Origin of the sequence: Emticicia aquatilis, from assembly GCF_014644295.1 — a bacterium.
Classification (GTDB): Bacteria; Bacteroidota; Bacteroidia; order Cytophagales; family Spirosomataceae; genus Emticicia; species Emticicia aquatilis.
Map to the genome: position 1 here is coordinate 66,801 of NZ_BMKK01000017.1, position 16,738 is coordinate 83,538.

Consider the following 16,738-nt stretch of genomic DNA (forward strand, 5'->3'; position numbering starts at 1 on the left):
GTATATTTTTTGAAATTCCGTTATTATGGAATTTAAACCTAGTGTATCAATGAAAATATTTCCTTGTTTTATAGCACAGTATAAATATTTACTATCCTTATTCGGAATTATACTGATAGCAGCTGCCTGCCAGAAAAAAAGCTCTGAAGAAATTAAGCCTGTTTCGGATATTAGTGCAGATATTGCTAATAAGTGGATGGCGTTATTTTTAAATATTGAGCGATTCGCTACGGGATATCGCCCGCCTGTGGCAGCTCGTGCTTTCGCTTATACTAATTTGGCTGCCTATGAAGTTATTGTGCCTAATTCAGTAAATTATAGGTCTGTTGCTCCTAATTTTAAAGGTTTGAATATCCCAAAAATCGAAGCAGGCAAACCATATAATTATGAAGCAGCAGTAAATGAGGCGTATTACTTGATGATGAAAAGTTTTTTTCCTCATATTTCAGAATCGTATCTAATTGCTATTGATAATTTATACCGACAGTTTGATAACCGAAATATTGATGCCGATGTACTGGCACGCTCCAAGCAATTTGGAAAAGCGGTAGCGACTGCAGTTTTTGATTTTTCAAAAACTGATGTTGCTGGGCATGAAGCATATTTGCGAAATCAACCAGCTGATTATGCAGCACCTGTCGGGATTGGGAAATGGCAACCTACTTTTCCTGATTTTGGCAAAGCATTATTACCGTATTGGGGAAAAGTTAGAACATTTGCTATCAATGAAACCGAAAAAGTTGCCAAGCTACCAGTTGCATATAGTACACGCTCGACAGCACCTTTTTACGCACAGGGTTTGGAAGTATATAGCACTACCACAACATTGACATCTGAGCAAAAATGGATTGCTGAGTTTTGGAGTGATGATATTTTTAAACTCACTTTTGAGCCAGCAGCTCGTTGGATTGCTATTGCTAAGCAGGTAGTCGAGAAAGAAAAAGTACCTTTAGAAAAAGCTATTTATACTTATACCAAAGTGAGTCTGAGTTTGAGTGATGTGGGTGTGGCGTGTTGGAACTCGAAATATATCTATAATGTCGAGCGTCCTGTGAGCTATATTCGTACAACTATTGACCCTAAATGGGTAAGTAAATTGAATAATGTTGTAGCTGTGCCTTACATAGCAGGTGTAACTCCGCCTTTTCCTGCTTATCCTTCGGGACATTCGGCTTTTGGAGGTGCGGCCGCCGAAGCATTATCAGATATTTATGGTTATAATTATGCAATGACCGATAATTGCCATCAAGGACGCACCGAGTTTTTGGGAATGCCTCGAAGTTTCAATAGTTTTTATGATATGGCTTACGAAAACGCTTATTCTCGCATTCCGTTGGGAGTGCATTATCGAATGGATTGTGAGGAGGGGCTGCGAATGGGCTTTGCCACAGGCAAAAAAGTGAACCAACTTAATTGGAAAAAGTAATTTTATTCATCATAGGTTAAACTCAGACTCTGCTCATTGGTTTATGGGTAGAGTTTTTTTATTTTTTGTTCATAAGGTTGCTTGTCCAGATACAAAAAACTGTGTCAAATCCTTTGGCTCGTTCGCCAAATTTGGCTACTAAATCGCTATCCTCAGCATTCAATTGGACGACTTTTTTCATAAAAACTTCATCAATTTTTGCAATTGAACTTTCATCAACCACTTTATTATCAACTAAATACAATATTTTTTCGTTTTTGTCCAGAGTAGTAGAGATAGAAACGCCTTCGCCATTTGTAGAAATACTCAAGGGTTTGTTGATGGTTACTTTCTCAATTTCTTCTCCTTTGTCGTTAAGATATTTCGTTCGCTCAAAAAAGCCCGTAATTGGTTCAAGTGTATGGTGTGTTTTGCGTTTGGCAGTCGCTTTAAATACTGTTTTATTATTGGGTAGAATGATTTTTAAATCAGCATTTAAAAACCGTAGTTCCATAAAAAAAACATCAATACCAAAGCCATAATCTTTGTAAGCAGTTAGTAATTTGCCATTAGCAAAAATCTTGACAGTTTTGGGTAAAGAAAGCCATTCTATTGGAGGTTCGTCAGTATCAACAACACTAAATAACACTATGTCAACTAAATCGGTTGGCTTAGCTTCTGTTTGCTGTGCAGAAGCTGAAAACGAAGAAATATATAACAGCAAGAAATACAAAGCGTGTTTCATTTTTAGTCGGTTTTAGTATAGTATGAAAACGCTTTGTATTTTGGTTTGTTGTGTTACATTTAAAATGTAGTTCTGAGAACTTTTATCTTAATTTCGTTTAGTTTTCAAGTTAAAAATCATATCAGCACTTTTAACTTCTTTTGGGTATTTTTCTTCGATTATCTCATTTTTATAGCCATCGTGAAATAAGTCACCATTATAATTATTAACATCGTCCTCGCTCACCAATACGTTATCAATAAAGAATATTGCCTTTTTACCTACGTCTGTTCTCATTGAAATTTTATCCAAACCAGTTTTTGTATCAATTATGCTTACTTTTTCAGTTATTCTACCATTGAAGTCTTTTAACAGAACTCTCTTTACTTTACCTTTGGTTGGAAGCATCAGATTTTTTATATTCTCAAGGGCAATTTGGTATTCTTTTTCATTTTTTAATAAGAAATCAACGTTCTTTTTGGTGCTTATTCTTACAATTCCGTCTTTAGCTTTTTCACCATATTTGTCAACTAATTTCTCTCCATTTGTTCTTGGTATTACCATAGAGACAACGGCATCTGGATTTATCCGATATAATATACTCGAAGGGTATTCTTCACCATTGATATAGACCAATGGATTTTTCCCAAGTTTATTGGCTTCTAAAATCGTGCGGAGCGTATCCTGATTTTTAGCAACTTTTGAAAATGGGGTAGGTATTTTGGGCAACTTTGATGTAAGCTGAGGAATAATTGTACTCTCTCTACTCGCTGTAAAAATTGGAAGCGTTTTTATCTTATTGAAAATTGGATATGCGTTTTCTTCCAATTTTGTGAGATTTGGGTATAAGTAGTAGCTGCCAGGTCCACCAATGTTGTAAGATGAATGTACACGAATACTTACTTTTCTATTCTCATATTTTTTGTCTAAAAGAATGGAATTATTTTTCGTTATGAAGTCTTTACCCTTTATCAATATTTGCCCTTCCGCAATAATTGTGATACTGTCAACTTTTTCAAGGTTTAAGGCAAAATTTATAGGTCGGCAAAACCTTGAAGAATCATTCTGTGATGCAAAATTTTGTGTTAAAGTATCTAAAGCCACATTTGCTTTCTTTAATGTATCAGTTTTTGATATGTCATTTTTAACTTCAATTGGCTGTGGAGCTTTATCTGTACTTTTTTGTTTATAGATGGTAATAACTTTCTCTTCAGCAAATGCCATAACTCCGACTGCGATAATCGGCAATGATAAAAAATACAATAACTTTTTCATGTTTTTTGTTGGTGTTTTAAATAAAAACTGGATTCGTTCTGATAGCGGTTTTGTACTAAACTGATTGGTAATCATGGCACTCGGTGCAACGCCGAGCTTCAATAATAAATGTGCGTATTCTCGACCATCATAAGTGGCCGACATGAGGGCATCAACCTCGTATTCGTGGATTTGTTTGAGAGATTTTTGATAGAAATAAACAATAGGATTAAACCAAAAAACAGCCTTCAAAATGCTTGAAATCAGCAAATCGAGCGTGTGTAAACGTTGTGCATGAAAACCCTCGTGGGCAATTATTAAGGCCTCTTCGTGTGGATTTAGATTATCGGTATTTAGAAAAACATAATTAAAGAACGACGAGTTACTCTGACTTTTTGTAAGCAAAATCTTTAATTTTCTTTTACTTCTTTGGTGGTTGAGCGATGCCGAATCCACCAAAGCCACCGAAGCACTTTTAATACTATAAAAAATTGTTAAAAGATTTTTTACAAACATGATTAACATCGCTCCAACACCTACTAAGTAGATGGTGCTTATCACTTGCATCCAGTCAATATTTACTTTGGCAGATTCCTCAACATTTGCTGATTGTTGTATGATAGGGACTTGGCTATAAGTATTTTCCTGTATTGATTCTATAGGAAACGTAGCTTCTTCAATCGGCTGTGATTCAAGCATAACTAATTCTGTTCGCTCATAACTCAATAGCGGAATCGTTAGGCTTAAAGCCAAAGATGCCAATAAATAAAAGCGATTGAGCGTATGAAAACTCAGTCGGCGAAAACCGAAGAAGTACAGCCCATAAAAAGCCGTTAAGCAGATTGTAGATTTGAGTAGATAGTCCATGCCCCTAACCCCTAAAGGGGGATTTTAATTAAAAATATGATATTTCGACTCTGATAACTAATTTAAGCTCCCCTTTAGGGCGGCAGTCGTTACTGGCGGGGGGATATTATCTTCTTCAACTTCTCAATCTCTTCCACCGTCAGATTTTCTTCTTTTGCCATAAACGAAAGCAAGTTTTCTACCGAATTATCGAAATAATTGGCAAATACCTTTCTGAAACTCCGTTGTCCGTATTCTTCTTTTGATATTATCGGAAAGTACTCGTAGGTTTTTCCGTAAGCTTTGTAACTCAGAAAACCCTTGCTTTCGAGTAGCCGCACCACCGACGAAATCGTGTTGTAAGGTGGTTTTGGGTCATCGGGCATTTTTTCGATGATGTCTCGCACTAAACATCGTTCCAAATCCCAGATGATTTGCATGATGCGTTCTTCGGTTTTTGTTAGTTCTTCCATGATGAAACAAACTTAAAACTAATTTTTCAGTTTTACAACTGATTTTTCAGTTATTTTATTTAAAAATCAGTTATCATATTTTAAGTGCCTGTTTATTAGTGATTTATGTTTTCTGTTTGAACGAATCTGGAGATTCGTTCCACAAAAAAAGCCCTCAGTAGAGAGCCTTTTTGTAGATTATATTTTAAGCTATTATTTCGCCGGTGCATCATTGATGTTTATAACCTTTACGCCTTTTTCTTTAAAAATCTTGCTCATAATGGCTGCATGATTTGCCCCAACTACTATCGTTACTCGCTTGAACCCATTGGCTTTTGCTCGGTTGATGGTGTTATCGCACATATCGTTGTTGCGGTGCCACCAGTAATTGAGCATCCAACCGTAGAGGTCGGCAGGGAAGAAATCTAACTGGCGGTACTCGTCTGAAACAAAGTTAATTCTGTACAGCCATTCTGTCATTTGTGGGCCGTTGAGAGCTTCGGTGGCGTGGTTTTCACCATAAACTTTGGCGGCATCGGCCATCAGATAATCCATTCTGTTTTTAACGAGTTTTCTCAAATCGCTTACTTTTTTGCCCATTTCGCTCAACGAATCGGTTTTGTACTTATCTCTATGAGCATAAAAAACTGAGTCGGCATTTCCCCAAGCAATGCTCCATTTTTCGTCCCAGCGTTGCGAGTCCATCGGATACATTTTCTTGATTCCCAATTCGAGCATCATAGGGTGAGCAATATAATCGTATTCATCGTCAATATAGTTGGCTACCATCTTATGCACCGAGTCCATCGAAGCTGGCAGAAACATCTTTTTTGAGTAATTAAATACAACTGTATCCTTTGGATTTTTCTGTAAATGTTTGGCTACGTGCCACATCTGAAAATAGCCATTTCCCGCATCGAAATTTAGATAGTGAGCCACCGCCAAATCGACACGAGCTTTCATGTCTTTTGGGTTTTTATCGACAATTGCTTCATAACGAGCAATTTCTTTACCTAATTCACTTTCTGGAATCGCTTTTCGGCTTTTTAGGCGTTCGTAGCGTTTTAGTACATTCTCTTTATTCCAATAGTTTTTGAGAGCTTTTTCATCTTCAATCGAAAGCCATTCTCCGAAAATAGCGTTGGGTTTAAAGGCTCTGATTTTGGCATGAATACCCGTTAAATCTTGCGGAGTTTTGGGGTCATAACTGTGTGATGCTCCAATCATCAATACTTCAAGGTCTTGTGTGGGTGTTTGCGGGAAGGCTGTTTGAGCAGCGGCAATGAGTAAGATAAATAATAGCTTTTTCATAATTTTAATGATTATTTGGTGGTTTTTAATACATTTTCTAAGGCAATCACTTCAAAATAAGGATAGGTTTCAAACAAATGTTTTAAAAACGGAATGTGCGAAGAACCGTAAATAAGCACATAACGATTATCTTTTTTGTATTCGACATCACGCAAAATATTAGCAAAGATTCGGGCGTTGCGGCTGTAATGAAAATTGGCAATTACATCTACGCCTACATACTCATCTTTTCGACCCAAACCATAGTACCAGCTCCAATCGCTGTAAGTAAAATAAGCTGCACTTTCTGGTGTGTTTTGAGCCAAAATATACTCAGCCAATGTTGTTTTTTGCAGTAATGAATCTTGTTTTGGGCGTTTAAAAGGATAACCTTTACTCAAAAATTCATCATTGGTTCGTACTGAGTCGTTGTAAGCTCCCATTTGGTCGAATAGGTTTTTAATTGTTTTTTCAAGGGCATATTCGGTCTTGAAATTGGGAGAGTCATAATCTGCGGGCTGAAAATCTACGCATTTTACTCCTTTAAGATTTAGTTTTTTTGCAGTTTTAAAGCCAAATTGTACTATTTCGTTGGCATTTACTTTTCTGTTGCTTGGCTCAATTCCCTTCTGATAATTGAAATAAAGGCTATCCCAATATGGTTGTCTGTCAGGTGTATTTTCAACGTAAATCTTATCGGGGTTAAAATTTGCTAAGCTATTTACGATTTCGTCCACTTCTTTTTGGCGTTTTTTAGAAAATAAATCTGAGTGTAAACGACTGTTGCTATCCAAACTTTGATTAAGGTGAAAAGTGCCAAGAAGCACAATTTGAATTTTCTTTGGAGTGGGTTTGGTCTGTGCCGAAAGGCTAAAAGTTGGTAGTAATATTAAAAAAAGTAATAATAGCTTTTTCATAATTTTGAGCGTTTGTTTTTGTTTTATGAAGCAAATTTATAGTGCTTTAGGTTGTGCTGAGTACCCTAATCGGCAAAGCGGATAATCATCTCGACCAACAAGAAAATTGACCGATGAAAGTTATTTGAAACATAGTTTGCGAGAAAAACCAGTTTGACGATTATAATTCCTGTTTGACGGTGAAAAAGTGGCGTTTGTCGGAAAAGATTTAGAAAATAGTTTCAGAAAATCTATTTTCGTAGCAAACATTGTCAAGCAAGTTCCTAACTTGTCAGTTTAGGTCGAAACCATTTCTAAACCTGCACAAGTTGGAAACTTGTGCTACATCATCATGAGCAAACGCAGAAGTATTATATTTCACATATCATTTTGGTTGTTTTTTATTTTTTCGGGAAATGTCCTCAATTTCATTGGAGGGGGCGAATATCAATTTGAATGGAAACAATTCTTAGGGCCACTTTCTTTAAGTTCATTGTTTTTCCGAATTACGGTTTCTTACATGATTCTCTATGTTTTTAATCGTTTTTTTGATAAAAAACAATACTTTAAATTGATTTTAGGATTTTTGGGTGTGTGTGCTATGTACATAACTGCTCGCTATTTGGTCGAAGAGGTTTTGTATTTTAAACTCTTTGGTTTTCATAATTATTCTGAAACGTCTCGTCGTTTTCCATATTATGCTACTGACAATATTCAGAATGTAATCTATTATTCGTTCAATGGTTTTTTCTTGAAAATGATAGAAGATTTTTTCCGAACTGAAAAAGAAAAAAATGCACTTCTGACCGAAAAACTCAATGCCGAACAGGCTTTTCTGAAAAGTCAGCTAAATCCGCACTTTTTGTTCAATACGCTCAATAATATCTATTCGCTGACACTTACAGCTTCGCCCAAAGCCCCAGAAGCGGTACTGAAATTATCGGAATTGATGCGGTATATGCTTTATGAATCGAATGTTGATAAAATAAACCTCGAAACCGAAGTGAAGTATCTGAAAAACTTCGTTGAGTTGCAGAAATTTCGTTATTCGGGACAAACTTACGTTGATTTTCAAGTAGCAGGCGATTTACATTCGCAGAAAGTTGCTCCGCTTTTATTGATTGCCTTCGTAGAAAATGCCTTTAAGCATGGAGAAGTAAATATTGAATCTAAACCGCTTTCTATCAGTCTTTTATTGAATCAGAATAATCTAAATTTTACGATAAAAAACTTTAAAAAAGACCAAAATAAGGACGAAGTAGGAGGGGTGGGGCTGGAAAATGTACGCCGTAGATTAGATTTATTATATGCAAATCAATACAGTTTGGACATTGAAGATGCGAAAGAAACCTATTTTTGTGAATTGAATTTGATTCTCTGAAACTCATGGAAAAAATCCGCTGCCTTGCCGTTGATGACGAGCCTCTGGCTCTTGATATTTTGGCAAATTATATACAAAAAACACCTAATCTGAGCCTTGTGGCTACTTGTACTGAACCATTGGAAGCCCTGAGTTTGATTCAGCAAGGGAAAGTCGATTTGTTATTTTTGGATATTCAGATGCCTACACTTACAGGTATTCAGTTTTTGCGAGTCATGAATGGCAAATGCAAGACGATTCTGACAACGGCCTACTCAGAATACGCCATCGAAGGCTACGAATACGATGTGGCCGATTATCTACTGAAACCAATTTCGTTTGAACGATTCTTGAAAGCCGTGCAGAAAGCTGTGGGGCAGTTGACAGTTTTGATTGAGCAGCCTTCTTTGGGAAGTTTGCAGTCCTCAATTGGCTCCGAAAATTCAGAAGTTTTAAGTACTCCATCAACTACTCAGCAGCAACTTGATTTTATTTTTGTAAAAACCGAGTACAAAATTCAGAAAATCAATCTTTCGGATATTCTTTATTTGGAAGGATTGAAAGATTACGTATCCATCTACACCACTAATGAACGAATCCTGACGCTGCAAACCATGAAAAAAATGGAAGAAATGTTACCTTCCAATCGCTTCGTACGGGTACATAAATCTTACATTGTTTCGCTCGAAAAAATCGAAACCATCGAACGCCAACGAATTTTTATCGGCAAAAATATAATTCCAGTAGGCGATAGTTTTCAGAAAGATTTCATGAAACTCATCGGCTAAATTTTTGTTTGCCGAATCATTTAAAAGCGTTGTGTATCTACTTTGATGCACAACGCTTTTTTCTTATAAGATACAAAATTCCATAATTACGGAATTTCATACGTGTACTTTACTCTAACAAACCATCTTCATATATAACCAAGCCAATTCACTATATTATTTAAAATATTTTAAAAATGCCGCATTTTGATAATTTTTTACTTGTTTTTATGCTTGTTCTGAGGAAAAGATATGTTTTGGCATAGCAATTGATGCACTGTATGGAAATTTTAATGGAATTGTTTTCCATTAAATTGGAAAATAATTCAAAATGTATTTTCTTTGTAGCACCAATCAGAAAATTCAATAAAAAATAAAAATTATACTATTATTTACTTGCCAAGATGTTTAAACTTTACCAAAGAGAAATGAAATCATTAATTAAGTACGCATTCATTGGGTTAGTGTGCGTAACATCAAGTGTTTATGCCCAAATGCCGCATGATGTTATATATATGCCAAAAAGAACTGCCTGTTTGGCGGTGTCTTATAGCAATAGTAGCTGGAAACAATACTGGGAAAATACCCTCAAGCGTGAAAACTTTAATATCGGTACACACTCAACCGAATCTGTAATGCCAATGTTGGCAGTTGGACTCACTGATAAACTAAACGTCATCGTAGGTCTTCCTTATGTACAAACCAAAGCCAGTGCAGGAAACCTCATGGGGCAAAAAGGAATACAGGATTTATCGGGCTGGTTGAAGTACGAGTTAGTCAAAAACGATAAAGGCTTATCTCTACATGGTGTGTTAGGTGCATCTGCTCCTGTCGGGAATTACGTGCCTGACTTCCTTCCAATGTCAATTGGTCTGCAAGCCAAAACTGCCACAGGCCGTTTAATCGGTAATTATACCCACAAATCAGGTTTATACCTTACTGCTCACGCCAGTTATATGTATCGTAGTAATATCAAAGTTGACCGTGATGCTTATCAAGCTGATAATCGAGTGTATAATACTAACGAAGTACGTGTACCAAATGCTACTGATGTTGCTCTGAGAGTGGGTTATATCAAAGATGGTAGCCGAATTCAGGCAGAGGCATTTGTTGATAAGTTTTCTTGCGTAGGCGGTGACAATATTCGTCGCAATGATATGCCTTTTCCGACTAATAACATGACTGCTACAAGTGTAGGTTTTTATGGGAAATATCAGCCCAAAACCATCGGTCTCAATGTGCGTGTAGCAAAAGTAATTGATGGCCTAAATGTTGGACAATCGTTTAGCTATTCAGTTGGTTTGTTGTATCAGATAAATTATTTTAAGAAAGCCGAAAAGAAATAAAATACGAAAAGTAAAGCCAGAGTATGCCGAAAGTTGGTCGCTCTTGCTCTACGATAATAAAACAAAAGCTTAAATCAGAAAGATGAAAAATATACTTAAATATATCATAATTACTATCCCTTTAGGAATTGGAGGACTTTTATCTTGCGATAAAACCATTACCGAACCAGTAAAAGAAGCGTATGTACCTGTAAGTCTGGACGAAAAAGCGGGGTCTTGGAAAACATACGTTTTGGGTTCTGCGAATGAAGTGGCAGTAGCTGCACCAAAAGCTTCAAACGATGCCGCTTATCTAAAAGAGATAGATTCATTAAAAAATAAAATTCTTCCAGCCGTTACGGCCGAAAATAAAAAAGCAGTAGCCTATTGGGGAGCAGGAGCAGTGTATCGTTGGAACGAAATCGCCCGTGAATTGGCTGCTCGTTATAATATTCCTCCAGCATCAAATGCTGAAGGTAAATACCCAGTTCCAGATGCTGCTAACCCTTTAGCTGACCCAAAATTCCCGTTTGCAAATCCACCCTACACAGCCCGTGCTTTGGCTTATTTAAGCGTAGCACAATACGATGCTTTGGTGAGTGCTTGGAACTATAAGTACAAGTATAATCGCAAAGCACCGTCTAAAAACGATGCCACAATCTCAACTTTATTGCCAGTTTCAGACTTACCGTCTTATCCTTCCGAAGATGCTGTTGTTGCAGCGGCATCTTACACCATTTTGGTTGCGATGTTTCCGGGTGAAGTACCATATTTAGATTCAAAATTGGCTGAAGCTAAAAACGCAAGAGTTTGGGCAGGTGCAAATGTGCCGAGCGACATTACAGCAGGTGATGCACTTGGTAAAGCTGTTGGTGCAAAAATCATGGCAAAAGCAAGAGTTGACGGTATGAGTGCCGCTAACAACCAAGCATTGACTGCGGGGATGATTGAAAATGCCAAGAAAATTGGCGTGAAAAACCCTTGGGTAAGTCAAGAAACACCTGCTCGTCCGCCGATGTTGCCAAACTACGGAGCAGTTACTACTTGGAACTTTGATAGACCAACACTCGAAAAAATTCGCCCAATTATTCCTTATTTAGAGAATTCGGCTGAGTTTCAGAAAGATATTGATGAGCTGAAAGTAATCGAAAAAAATCAAACTCGTGAGCAAGCACGTATTGCAAACTATTGGGCTGACGGTGCAGGTAGTTACACCCCTCCAGGTCATTGGCACCGTACTGCTGCAAACGCTGCTCATGAAGCCAAATATAGCGAAGTTCGTATGGCTCGTACATTGGCCTTAGTCGGAACCGCACTCATGGACGCTGGTATTGCTTGTTGGGAAACCAAGTATTATTATTACACACCACGTCCGCAACAATTTGGTGTAAAAACATCAGTAGGTTTACCAAATTTCCCTTCTTATACATCAGGACACTCAACTTTTTCATCAGCAGCGGCAACGGTACTGTCAAGTATTTTCCCAGACCAAGCCAGCAAATTTGATGAACAAGCAAAAGAAGCTTCAAACTCTCGTGTATATGGATTGATTCATTACCGAGTTGATTGCGAAATGGGCTTAGTACATGGTAAGAAAATCGGTGATTATGCCATTGCACGTGGCAAAGCCGATGGTTCGGGTTACTAATCCATTTTTAAAAACTGCTTTGTACAATACGGGTATCCTTATTCGTCAGAAAGTTGACGGATAAGGATGCTATTAGACTTTCCTTTTCCAAAATTATGAAAAAGTTATTTTTATTGATAAGCCTGCTGATAGTTGGTGCGAATGTTTTTGCACAAGCAACAGCCAAGCAAGAGATTGAACAGCAAATTGTGCAATGGCACGATGGGTTAGTAAAAGGTGATTTGAATGGCTTAATGGCACAATACGCCAGCGATGCCGTGTTCTTTCCGACTTTTATAAATGCCGCCCGCACAGCCGATGAGAGAAAAGCATTTTTGCAGACACTTATCAATAAAAAACCATCGGCAACGCTCAATAATGACCAACGAGTGAGATTATTCAACGATGTGGCTACTTGCTCAGGAACCTGGATTTTTGATGTAAATAATGCCGATGGCGTAAGAGAAAAAAAGCCCGTTCGCTATCTATTTGTCTTTGAAAAACGTGGCGGAAAATGGCTGATTATCGAACAACACGTATCGGCTTTTCCAGAAAAAAAATAAATACTTTTTAACCAAAAAAAAACGCAGAAATCATGAAAAAACTATTACTATCAATAGCTCTTCTTGCGGTTGTTTCGAGTACTTTCACACCGAGTGCTTTTGCACAAGGTTGTATTGCGGTTCGTTCGATGGCAACTGCCAACGGAAACCCGAGCGGTTCGGCATTTATGCACAAAGGCGATTTTCAGTTATCGACCAATTTCAGAAAACTCCATTCTTACAAGCATTTTGTAGGTACAGTAGAGCAAAAACAACGTGTTGAACAACACACTGAGGTTATCAACGATTCATATAACTTCGATTTTGGCCTTACTTATGCCGTTACTGACCGCTTTAATGTGACACTAAATGTGCCACTTTCGTACAATGACCGTTCGTCGCTTTATGAGCATTATGGCAATGGCACACCTGCGGGTTCAAATCCTCGTTTTCACACACAATCAAAAGGAGTAGGAGATATGCGTTTATCGGCTTCTTATTGGTTGTTTAACCCAATGACTCACCTTAAAGGCAATATTGCCATTGGTGTAGGAATTAAGGCTCCAACGGGCAATGCCAATGTGCAAGATGAGTTTCATAAACTTGATAAAGACAAAAAAGAATATATTCAGGTAAAAGCCGTTGACCAATCAATTCAATTAGGTGATAGCGGTTGGGGCGAAAGCATCGAAGTTCAAGGATACTATTCTTTGTTCAAAAAGGCTAATTTGTACTTCAATGGTTTTTATTTATTTAGCCCAAAAGAGTTGAATAAATTAACAAATCTTTCAGTGCCTGACCAATTTGGTGCACGTGTAGGTATGACTTACGGTCTTTTCCCTAAAAAGAATATTGCAGTTAGTTTAGGTGGTCGTGTTGAGGGCCTTCCTGCGGTTGATGCAATCGGTGGAAGTGCAGGTTCTCGTCGCCCTGGATATATCGTTTCGGTTGAACCTGGTATTATTTGGAGCGGACACCATAGCTCATTTTTGGTAGCTGCACCGTATGCGGTTGTTAGAAATCGTATCCCAACTTGGACAGCCAATGGCTTTAAGGAAGGTGATGCTGCTTTTGCTGATTACTTCGTTACGGCTACTTACGCTTATCGTTTCTAAATTATATCGAAGCAGATTTTTGCAAAGAATGTGACAAAACTCATGTTTTCTCGTTGATTTTCTTACATTCTTTGCTAAAATTTCCGCAAAACTGAAAAAATTCTGTTAGTTTTGTGAAATCACTTTCGATATAATTTCTGAAAAAACTGGTATCCATAGTACTTCTTGGCCTGTTGTTTTGTAATGCACTGGGCTTTACGTTCATTTTTTTGCTGAATGAATGGCAGGAGAACCATCGTGTAAAAGCTACGAGTTTTGTAGAGGTTGAAGGCGATAGATTAGTTTTTAAAATGCAGTTGTCGTTACCCTATCAATCAGAATGGAAAAACGAACTTATTGACGGTAATACTGCCATTTTTGAAGGAGAGTTCTTTAAATCTTACGAACAGGTTTATCGAGGCGATACGCTTTACACCTACTACAAAAGACTTGATTTGAGCCGAGATAATATCATGGCTTTGATGAATGAAGTACACGAAAACCTGAATCTTTTCTCAGAAAAAAATAAGACTACCAGCCAAAAAGCATTAGAGTTTTCTAAGCATCTTGCCAAAGACTACGTTGAGCTTCGCTCAAAAATGTTGGTTTGGTACAAGGTTGAAGATTTGCCCTGTCGCAATTATTTCATCAACACCTTCTATGATAGTTTGCCCTTAACGGTTAATGCTCCGCCGCCCATCTATTCGATAGCCTAAAACGTGATATTTTAATTAATTGGCAAGCCTTTTGAAGGTACTTGCTGTGTTTTACTATGGAATTCAGAGAGAGATAATCATGCAAAAAATTAAATATATACTTTGTTTCTTATTACCTTTTGGAGCTTTTGCTCAACAAGTGCCAGACTCCACAAAAGTGCTGAGTCTGAAAGAAGTACAGGTACGAGAACAACAATTCAAGTTTAACATCCAGAGTCTTCCCGCCACTAAAGGAACATTTCTTTATGGTGGAAAAAAGACCGAAATGATAAATGTGCAAGGCTTAGATGCCAATATTGCCGAAAAAACTCCTCGACAAATCTTTGCAAAAGTGCCAGGCGTTTTTGTTTATGACATGGACGGTTCGGGCAATCAGATAAACATTTCTACTCGTGGACTCGACCCTCACCGTGGTTGGGAATTTAATATCCGTAAAGATGGCGTTGTGACCAATTCGGATATGTACGGTTATCCTGCCAGCCATTATTCAATGCCAATGGAGGCCATTCAGAATATTGAAATGGTACGTGGAACTGGCTCACTACAATACGGCTCGCAATTTGGTGGAATGCTCAATTATGTGGCAAAACAAGGCGATTCGACCAAGGTTTTTGACTTTGAAAGCATCAATAGCGTAGGTTCGTTTGGTTTATTAAGCACCTACAATGCCGTTGGTGGGCAAGTCGGGAAGGTGAATTATTATGCCTATTACAGCAAACGGATTTCTGATGGTTACCGAGATAATAGCCGTAGCGATTACGATGCTTTTTCGGCACAAATTACTTATCGACCAACCGAGAAACTTTCAATAAAAGCCGATTTATCGCATTCAAAATACGTTTTTCAGTTGGCAGGTCAGCAAACCGATGCCATGTTTGCGGCAAATCCAAGAGCTTCTATTCGTTCAAGAAATTTTTATAGTCCAGATATTTATGTGCCATCGGTTTCGTTCAATTGGTCTTTGGGAAATCGTACGAAACTTTCGTGGGTTACATCGGCCATTTTGGGTAGCCGAAATAGCGTAATGTTTGATAAAACCGCCGATGTTGTTGATAAAATCGACCCTGTTACGCTCCAATACGCCAACCGTCAAGTAGATATTGATAATTACCACAGCTATACTTCCGAGCTACGTGTTTTGCATGAATATCGTGTCGGGAAACTACCGTCGATTATAGTAGGAGGGGTGCAACTGATGAACAACGATTTGCACCGTCGTCAGCAAGGAAAAGGCACAACGGGCAGCGATTTTGACTTGAGTATTACAGGAAATTGGGGACGTGATTTGCATTTTAAAACCCAGAATATTGCCATTTTTGTAGAAAATCGTATTTATCTCACGCCCAAATTCGCAGTTTCACCAGGTTTCAGAATCGAATCGGGCGAGTCGGTGATGTCGGGAATGATTAGCTATTATGATGCTTCAAAATTTCCTGATGCTATTCCGCATCGTTTCCCATTATTCGGCTTAAATGCTGATTATCAGCTTTCTACTAATCAAAATCTTTATGCTGGTTTCTCACAAGCGTATCGTCCAGTGATTTTTAAAGATATTATTCCTGCGTCTATTTACGAGAAATCTTCCGATAATCTGAAAGACGCCAGCGGATATAACTTGGAAGCGGGCTATAAAGGAAATTTTGATAAACTAAGACTCGAACTAACGTATTTTCAGTTGCTTTATAAAAACCGACTCGGAACTTTGGCACAGACTGACGAAAACGGAGCCTTCCAAATTTTACGTACCAATATCGGTGACTCATTTACGAAAGGGTTGGAAATGTTTGCTGAGTATTACGTGAGAATCAACGAAAAAGCTAACTTCTCGGTTTTTACCTCAAATTCATTGATGGATGCTCGATATTTGAATGCTGAGATTCGTTCGGGCGAAAAAAATGTGAGTATCAAAGGAAATTTTGTGGAAAGCACCCCGCAAGTTATCAGCCGCAATGGTATAACCTTCCGACTCAGAAAGTTAAGTCTTACGAGTTTGTTTAGTTATACCGCCAAAAGCTACGCCGATGCCCTCAATACGGTTCAGCCATCAGCCAACGGAAGCGTCGGACTTGTGCCTGCTTATGGCATCTTAGATTTCAACGCTACTTATCGAATTTCGAGCAAGCTTTTGCTCAAGTTCAACCTCAATAATGCTACCAACAAGCAGTATTTTACGAAGCGTCCGCAGTTCTATCCAGGTCCTGGTATTTGGGCATCTGATGGTCGTGGTTTTAACCTTACAGTTTCTACTCGTTTTTAAGTATTTATGGCATAAAAATTGTAATTAAAATTATAAGGAATCGCTTAGTTAAATTAAGCGATTCCTTGTATGATAGTTGCATGATTTATGCTTGTAAACGGCTGTTTTTCAGTTGTTTATATTTTCATGGTTATGTCTTCTATTTACAGGATAATCTTATTTCCTAATGAAGTTTAAAAGAGA

The 16,738-nt window shown here is 37.8% G+C and carries 14 protein-coding genes; 9 read left to right on the forward strand and 5 right to left on the reverse strand.

Annotated elements, in window-relative coordinates:
- Positions 1-49 precede the first annotated feature (49 nt).
- Positions 50-1,426, forward strand: coding sequence for a vanadium-dependent haloperoxidase (locus tag IEX65_RS26115; RefSeq protein ID WP_188771021.1), 1,377 nt, complete (start codon positions 50-52; stop codon positions 1,424-1,426).
- Between the two features lie 58 nt (positions 1,427-1,484).
- Here the strand turns inward: IEX65_RS26115 and IEX65_RS26120 are convergent, their stop codons facing one another.
- The 5 genes from IEX65_RS26120 to IEX65_RS26140 all read right to left on the reverse strand — a co-directional run bounded on the left by IEX65_RS26120 (position 1,485) and on the right by IEX65_RS26140 (position 6,888).
- Positions 1,485-2,150 (reverse strand): hypothetical protein, encoded by a 666-nt coding sequence (locus tag IEX65_RS26120; protein ID WP_188771023.1) that lies wholly within the window; start codon positions 2,148-2,150, stop codon positions 1,485-1,487.
- Positions 2,151-2,237: 87 nt separating this feature from the next.
- A complete protein-coding gene (locus IEX65_RS26125) occupies positions 2,238-4,250 on the reverse strand; it encodes a M56 family metallopeptidase (RefSeq protein WP_188771025.1) in 2,013 nt (670 codons plus the stop codon).
- A gap of 89 nt (positions 4,251-4,339) precedes the next feature.
- Positions 4,340-4,702, reverse strand: a complete 363-nt coding sequence (locus IEX65_RS26130) for a BlaI/MecI/CopY family transcriptional regulator (RefSeq protein WP_188771028.1) — start codon at positions 4,700-4,702, stop codon at positions 4,340-4,342.
- Positions 4,703-4,894: 192 nt separating this feature from the next.
- Positions 4,895-5,992: a DUF5694 domain-containing protein gene (locus tag IEX65_RS26135; RefSeq protein ID WP_188771029.1), complete on the reverse strand. Its 1,098-nt coding sequence runs from the start codon at positions 5,990-5,992 to the stop codon at positions 4,895-4,897.
- Positions 5,993-6,003: 11 nt separating this feature from the next.
- Positions 6,004-6,888: a DUF5694 domain-containing protein gene (locus IEX65_RS26140; protein WP_188771031.1), complete on the reverse strand. Its 885-nt coding sequence runs from the start codon at positions 6,886-6,888 to the stop codon at positions 6,004-6,006.
- 331 nt (positions 6,889-7,219) lie between these two features.
- On the opposite strand from IEX65_RS26140, the gene IEX65_RS26145 reads away from it, so the two are divergent.
- The 8 genes from IEX65_RS26145 to IEX65_RS26180 all read left to right on the forward strand — a co-directional run bounded on the left by IEX65_RS26145 (position 7,220) and on the right by IEX65_RS26180 (position 16,555).
- Complete coding sequence (locus IEX65_RS26145; RefSeq protein WP_188771033.1) at positions 7,220-8,248, forward strand: sensor histidine kinase; 1,029 nt, start codon at positions 7,220-7,222, stop codon at positions 8,246-8,248.
- A 5-nt stretch (positions 8,249-8,253) separates the two neighbouring features.
- A complete protein-coding gene (locus IEX65_RS26150; protein ID WP_188771035.1) occupies positions 8,254-9,015 on the forward strand; it encodes a LytR/AlgR family response regulator transcription factor in 762 nt (253 codons plus the stop codon).
- 407 nt (positions 9,016-9,422) lie between these two features.
- Positions 9,423-10,340 (forward strand): hypothetical protein, encoded by a 918-nt coding sequence (locus tag IEX65_RS26155; RefSeq protein WP_188771037.1) that lies wholly within the window; start codon positions 9,423-9,425, stop codon positions 10,338-10,340.
- 82 nt (positions 10,341-10,422) lie between these two features.
- On the forward strand, positions 10,423-11,967 hold the full coding sequence (locus tag IEX65_RS26160; RefSeq protein ID WP_188771039.1) for a vanadium-dependent haloperoxidase: 1,545 nt from the start codon (positions 10,423-10,425) through the stop codon (positions 11,965-11,967).
- A 95-nt stretch (positions 11,968-12,062) separates the two neighbouring features.
- A complete protein-coding gene (locus tag IEX65_RS26165) occupies positions 12,063-12,509 on the forward strand; it encodes a DUF4440 domain-containing protein (protein ID WP_188771042.1) in 447 nt (148 codons plus the stop codon).
- Positions 12,510-12,541: 32 nt separating this feature from the next.
- Positions 12,542-13,603, forward strand: coding sequence for a hypothetical protein (locus IEX65_RS26170; RefSeq protein WP_188771044.1), 1,062 nt, complete (start codon positions 12,542-12,544; stop codon positions 13,601-13,603).
- A 209-nt stretch (positions 13,604-13,812) separates the two neighbouring features.
- Positions 13,813-14,298, forward strand: a complete 486-nt coding sequence (locus IEX65_RS26175) for a hypothetical protein (protein WP_188771046.1) — start codon at positions 13,813-13,815, stop codon at positions 14,296-14,298.
- Between the two features lie 79 nt (positions 14,299-14,377).
- Positions 14,378-16,555 carry a TonB-dependent receptor family protein gene (locus IEX65_RS26180; protein WP_188771047.1) on the forward strand — a complete coding sequence of 726 codons (2,178 nt, stop codon included), beginning with the start codon at positions 14,378-14,380 and terminating at the stop codon, positions 16,553-16,555.
- Positions 16,556-16,738 lie beyond the last annotated feature (183 nt).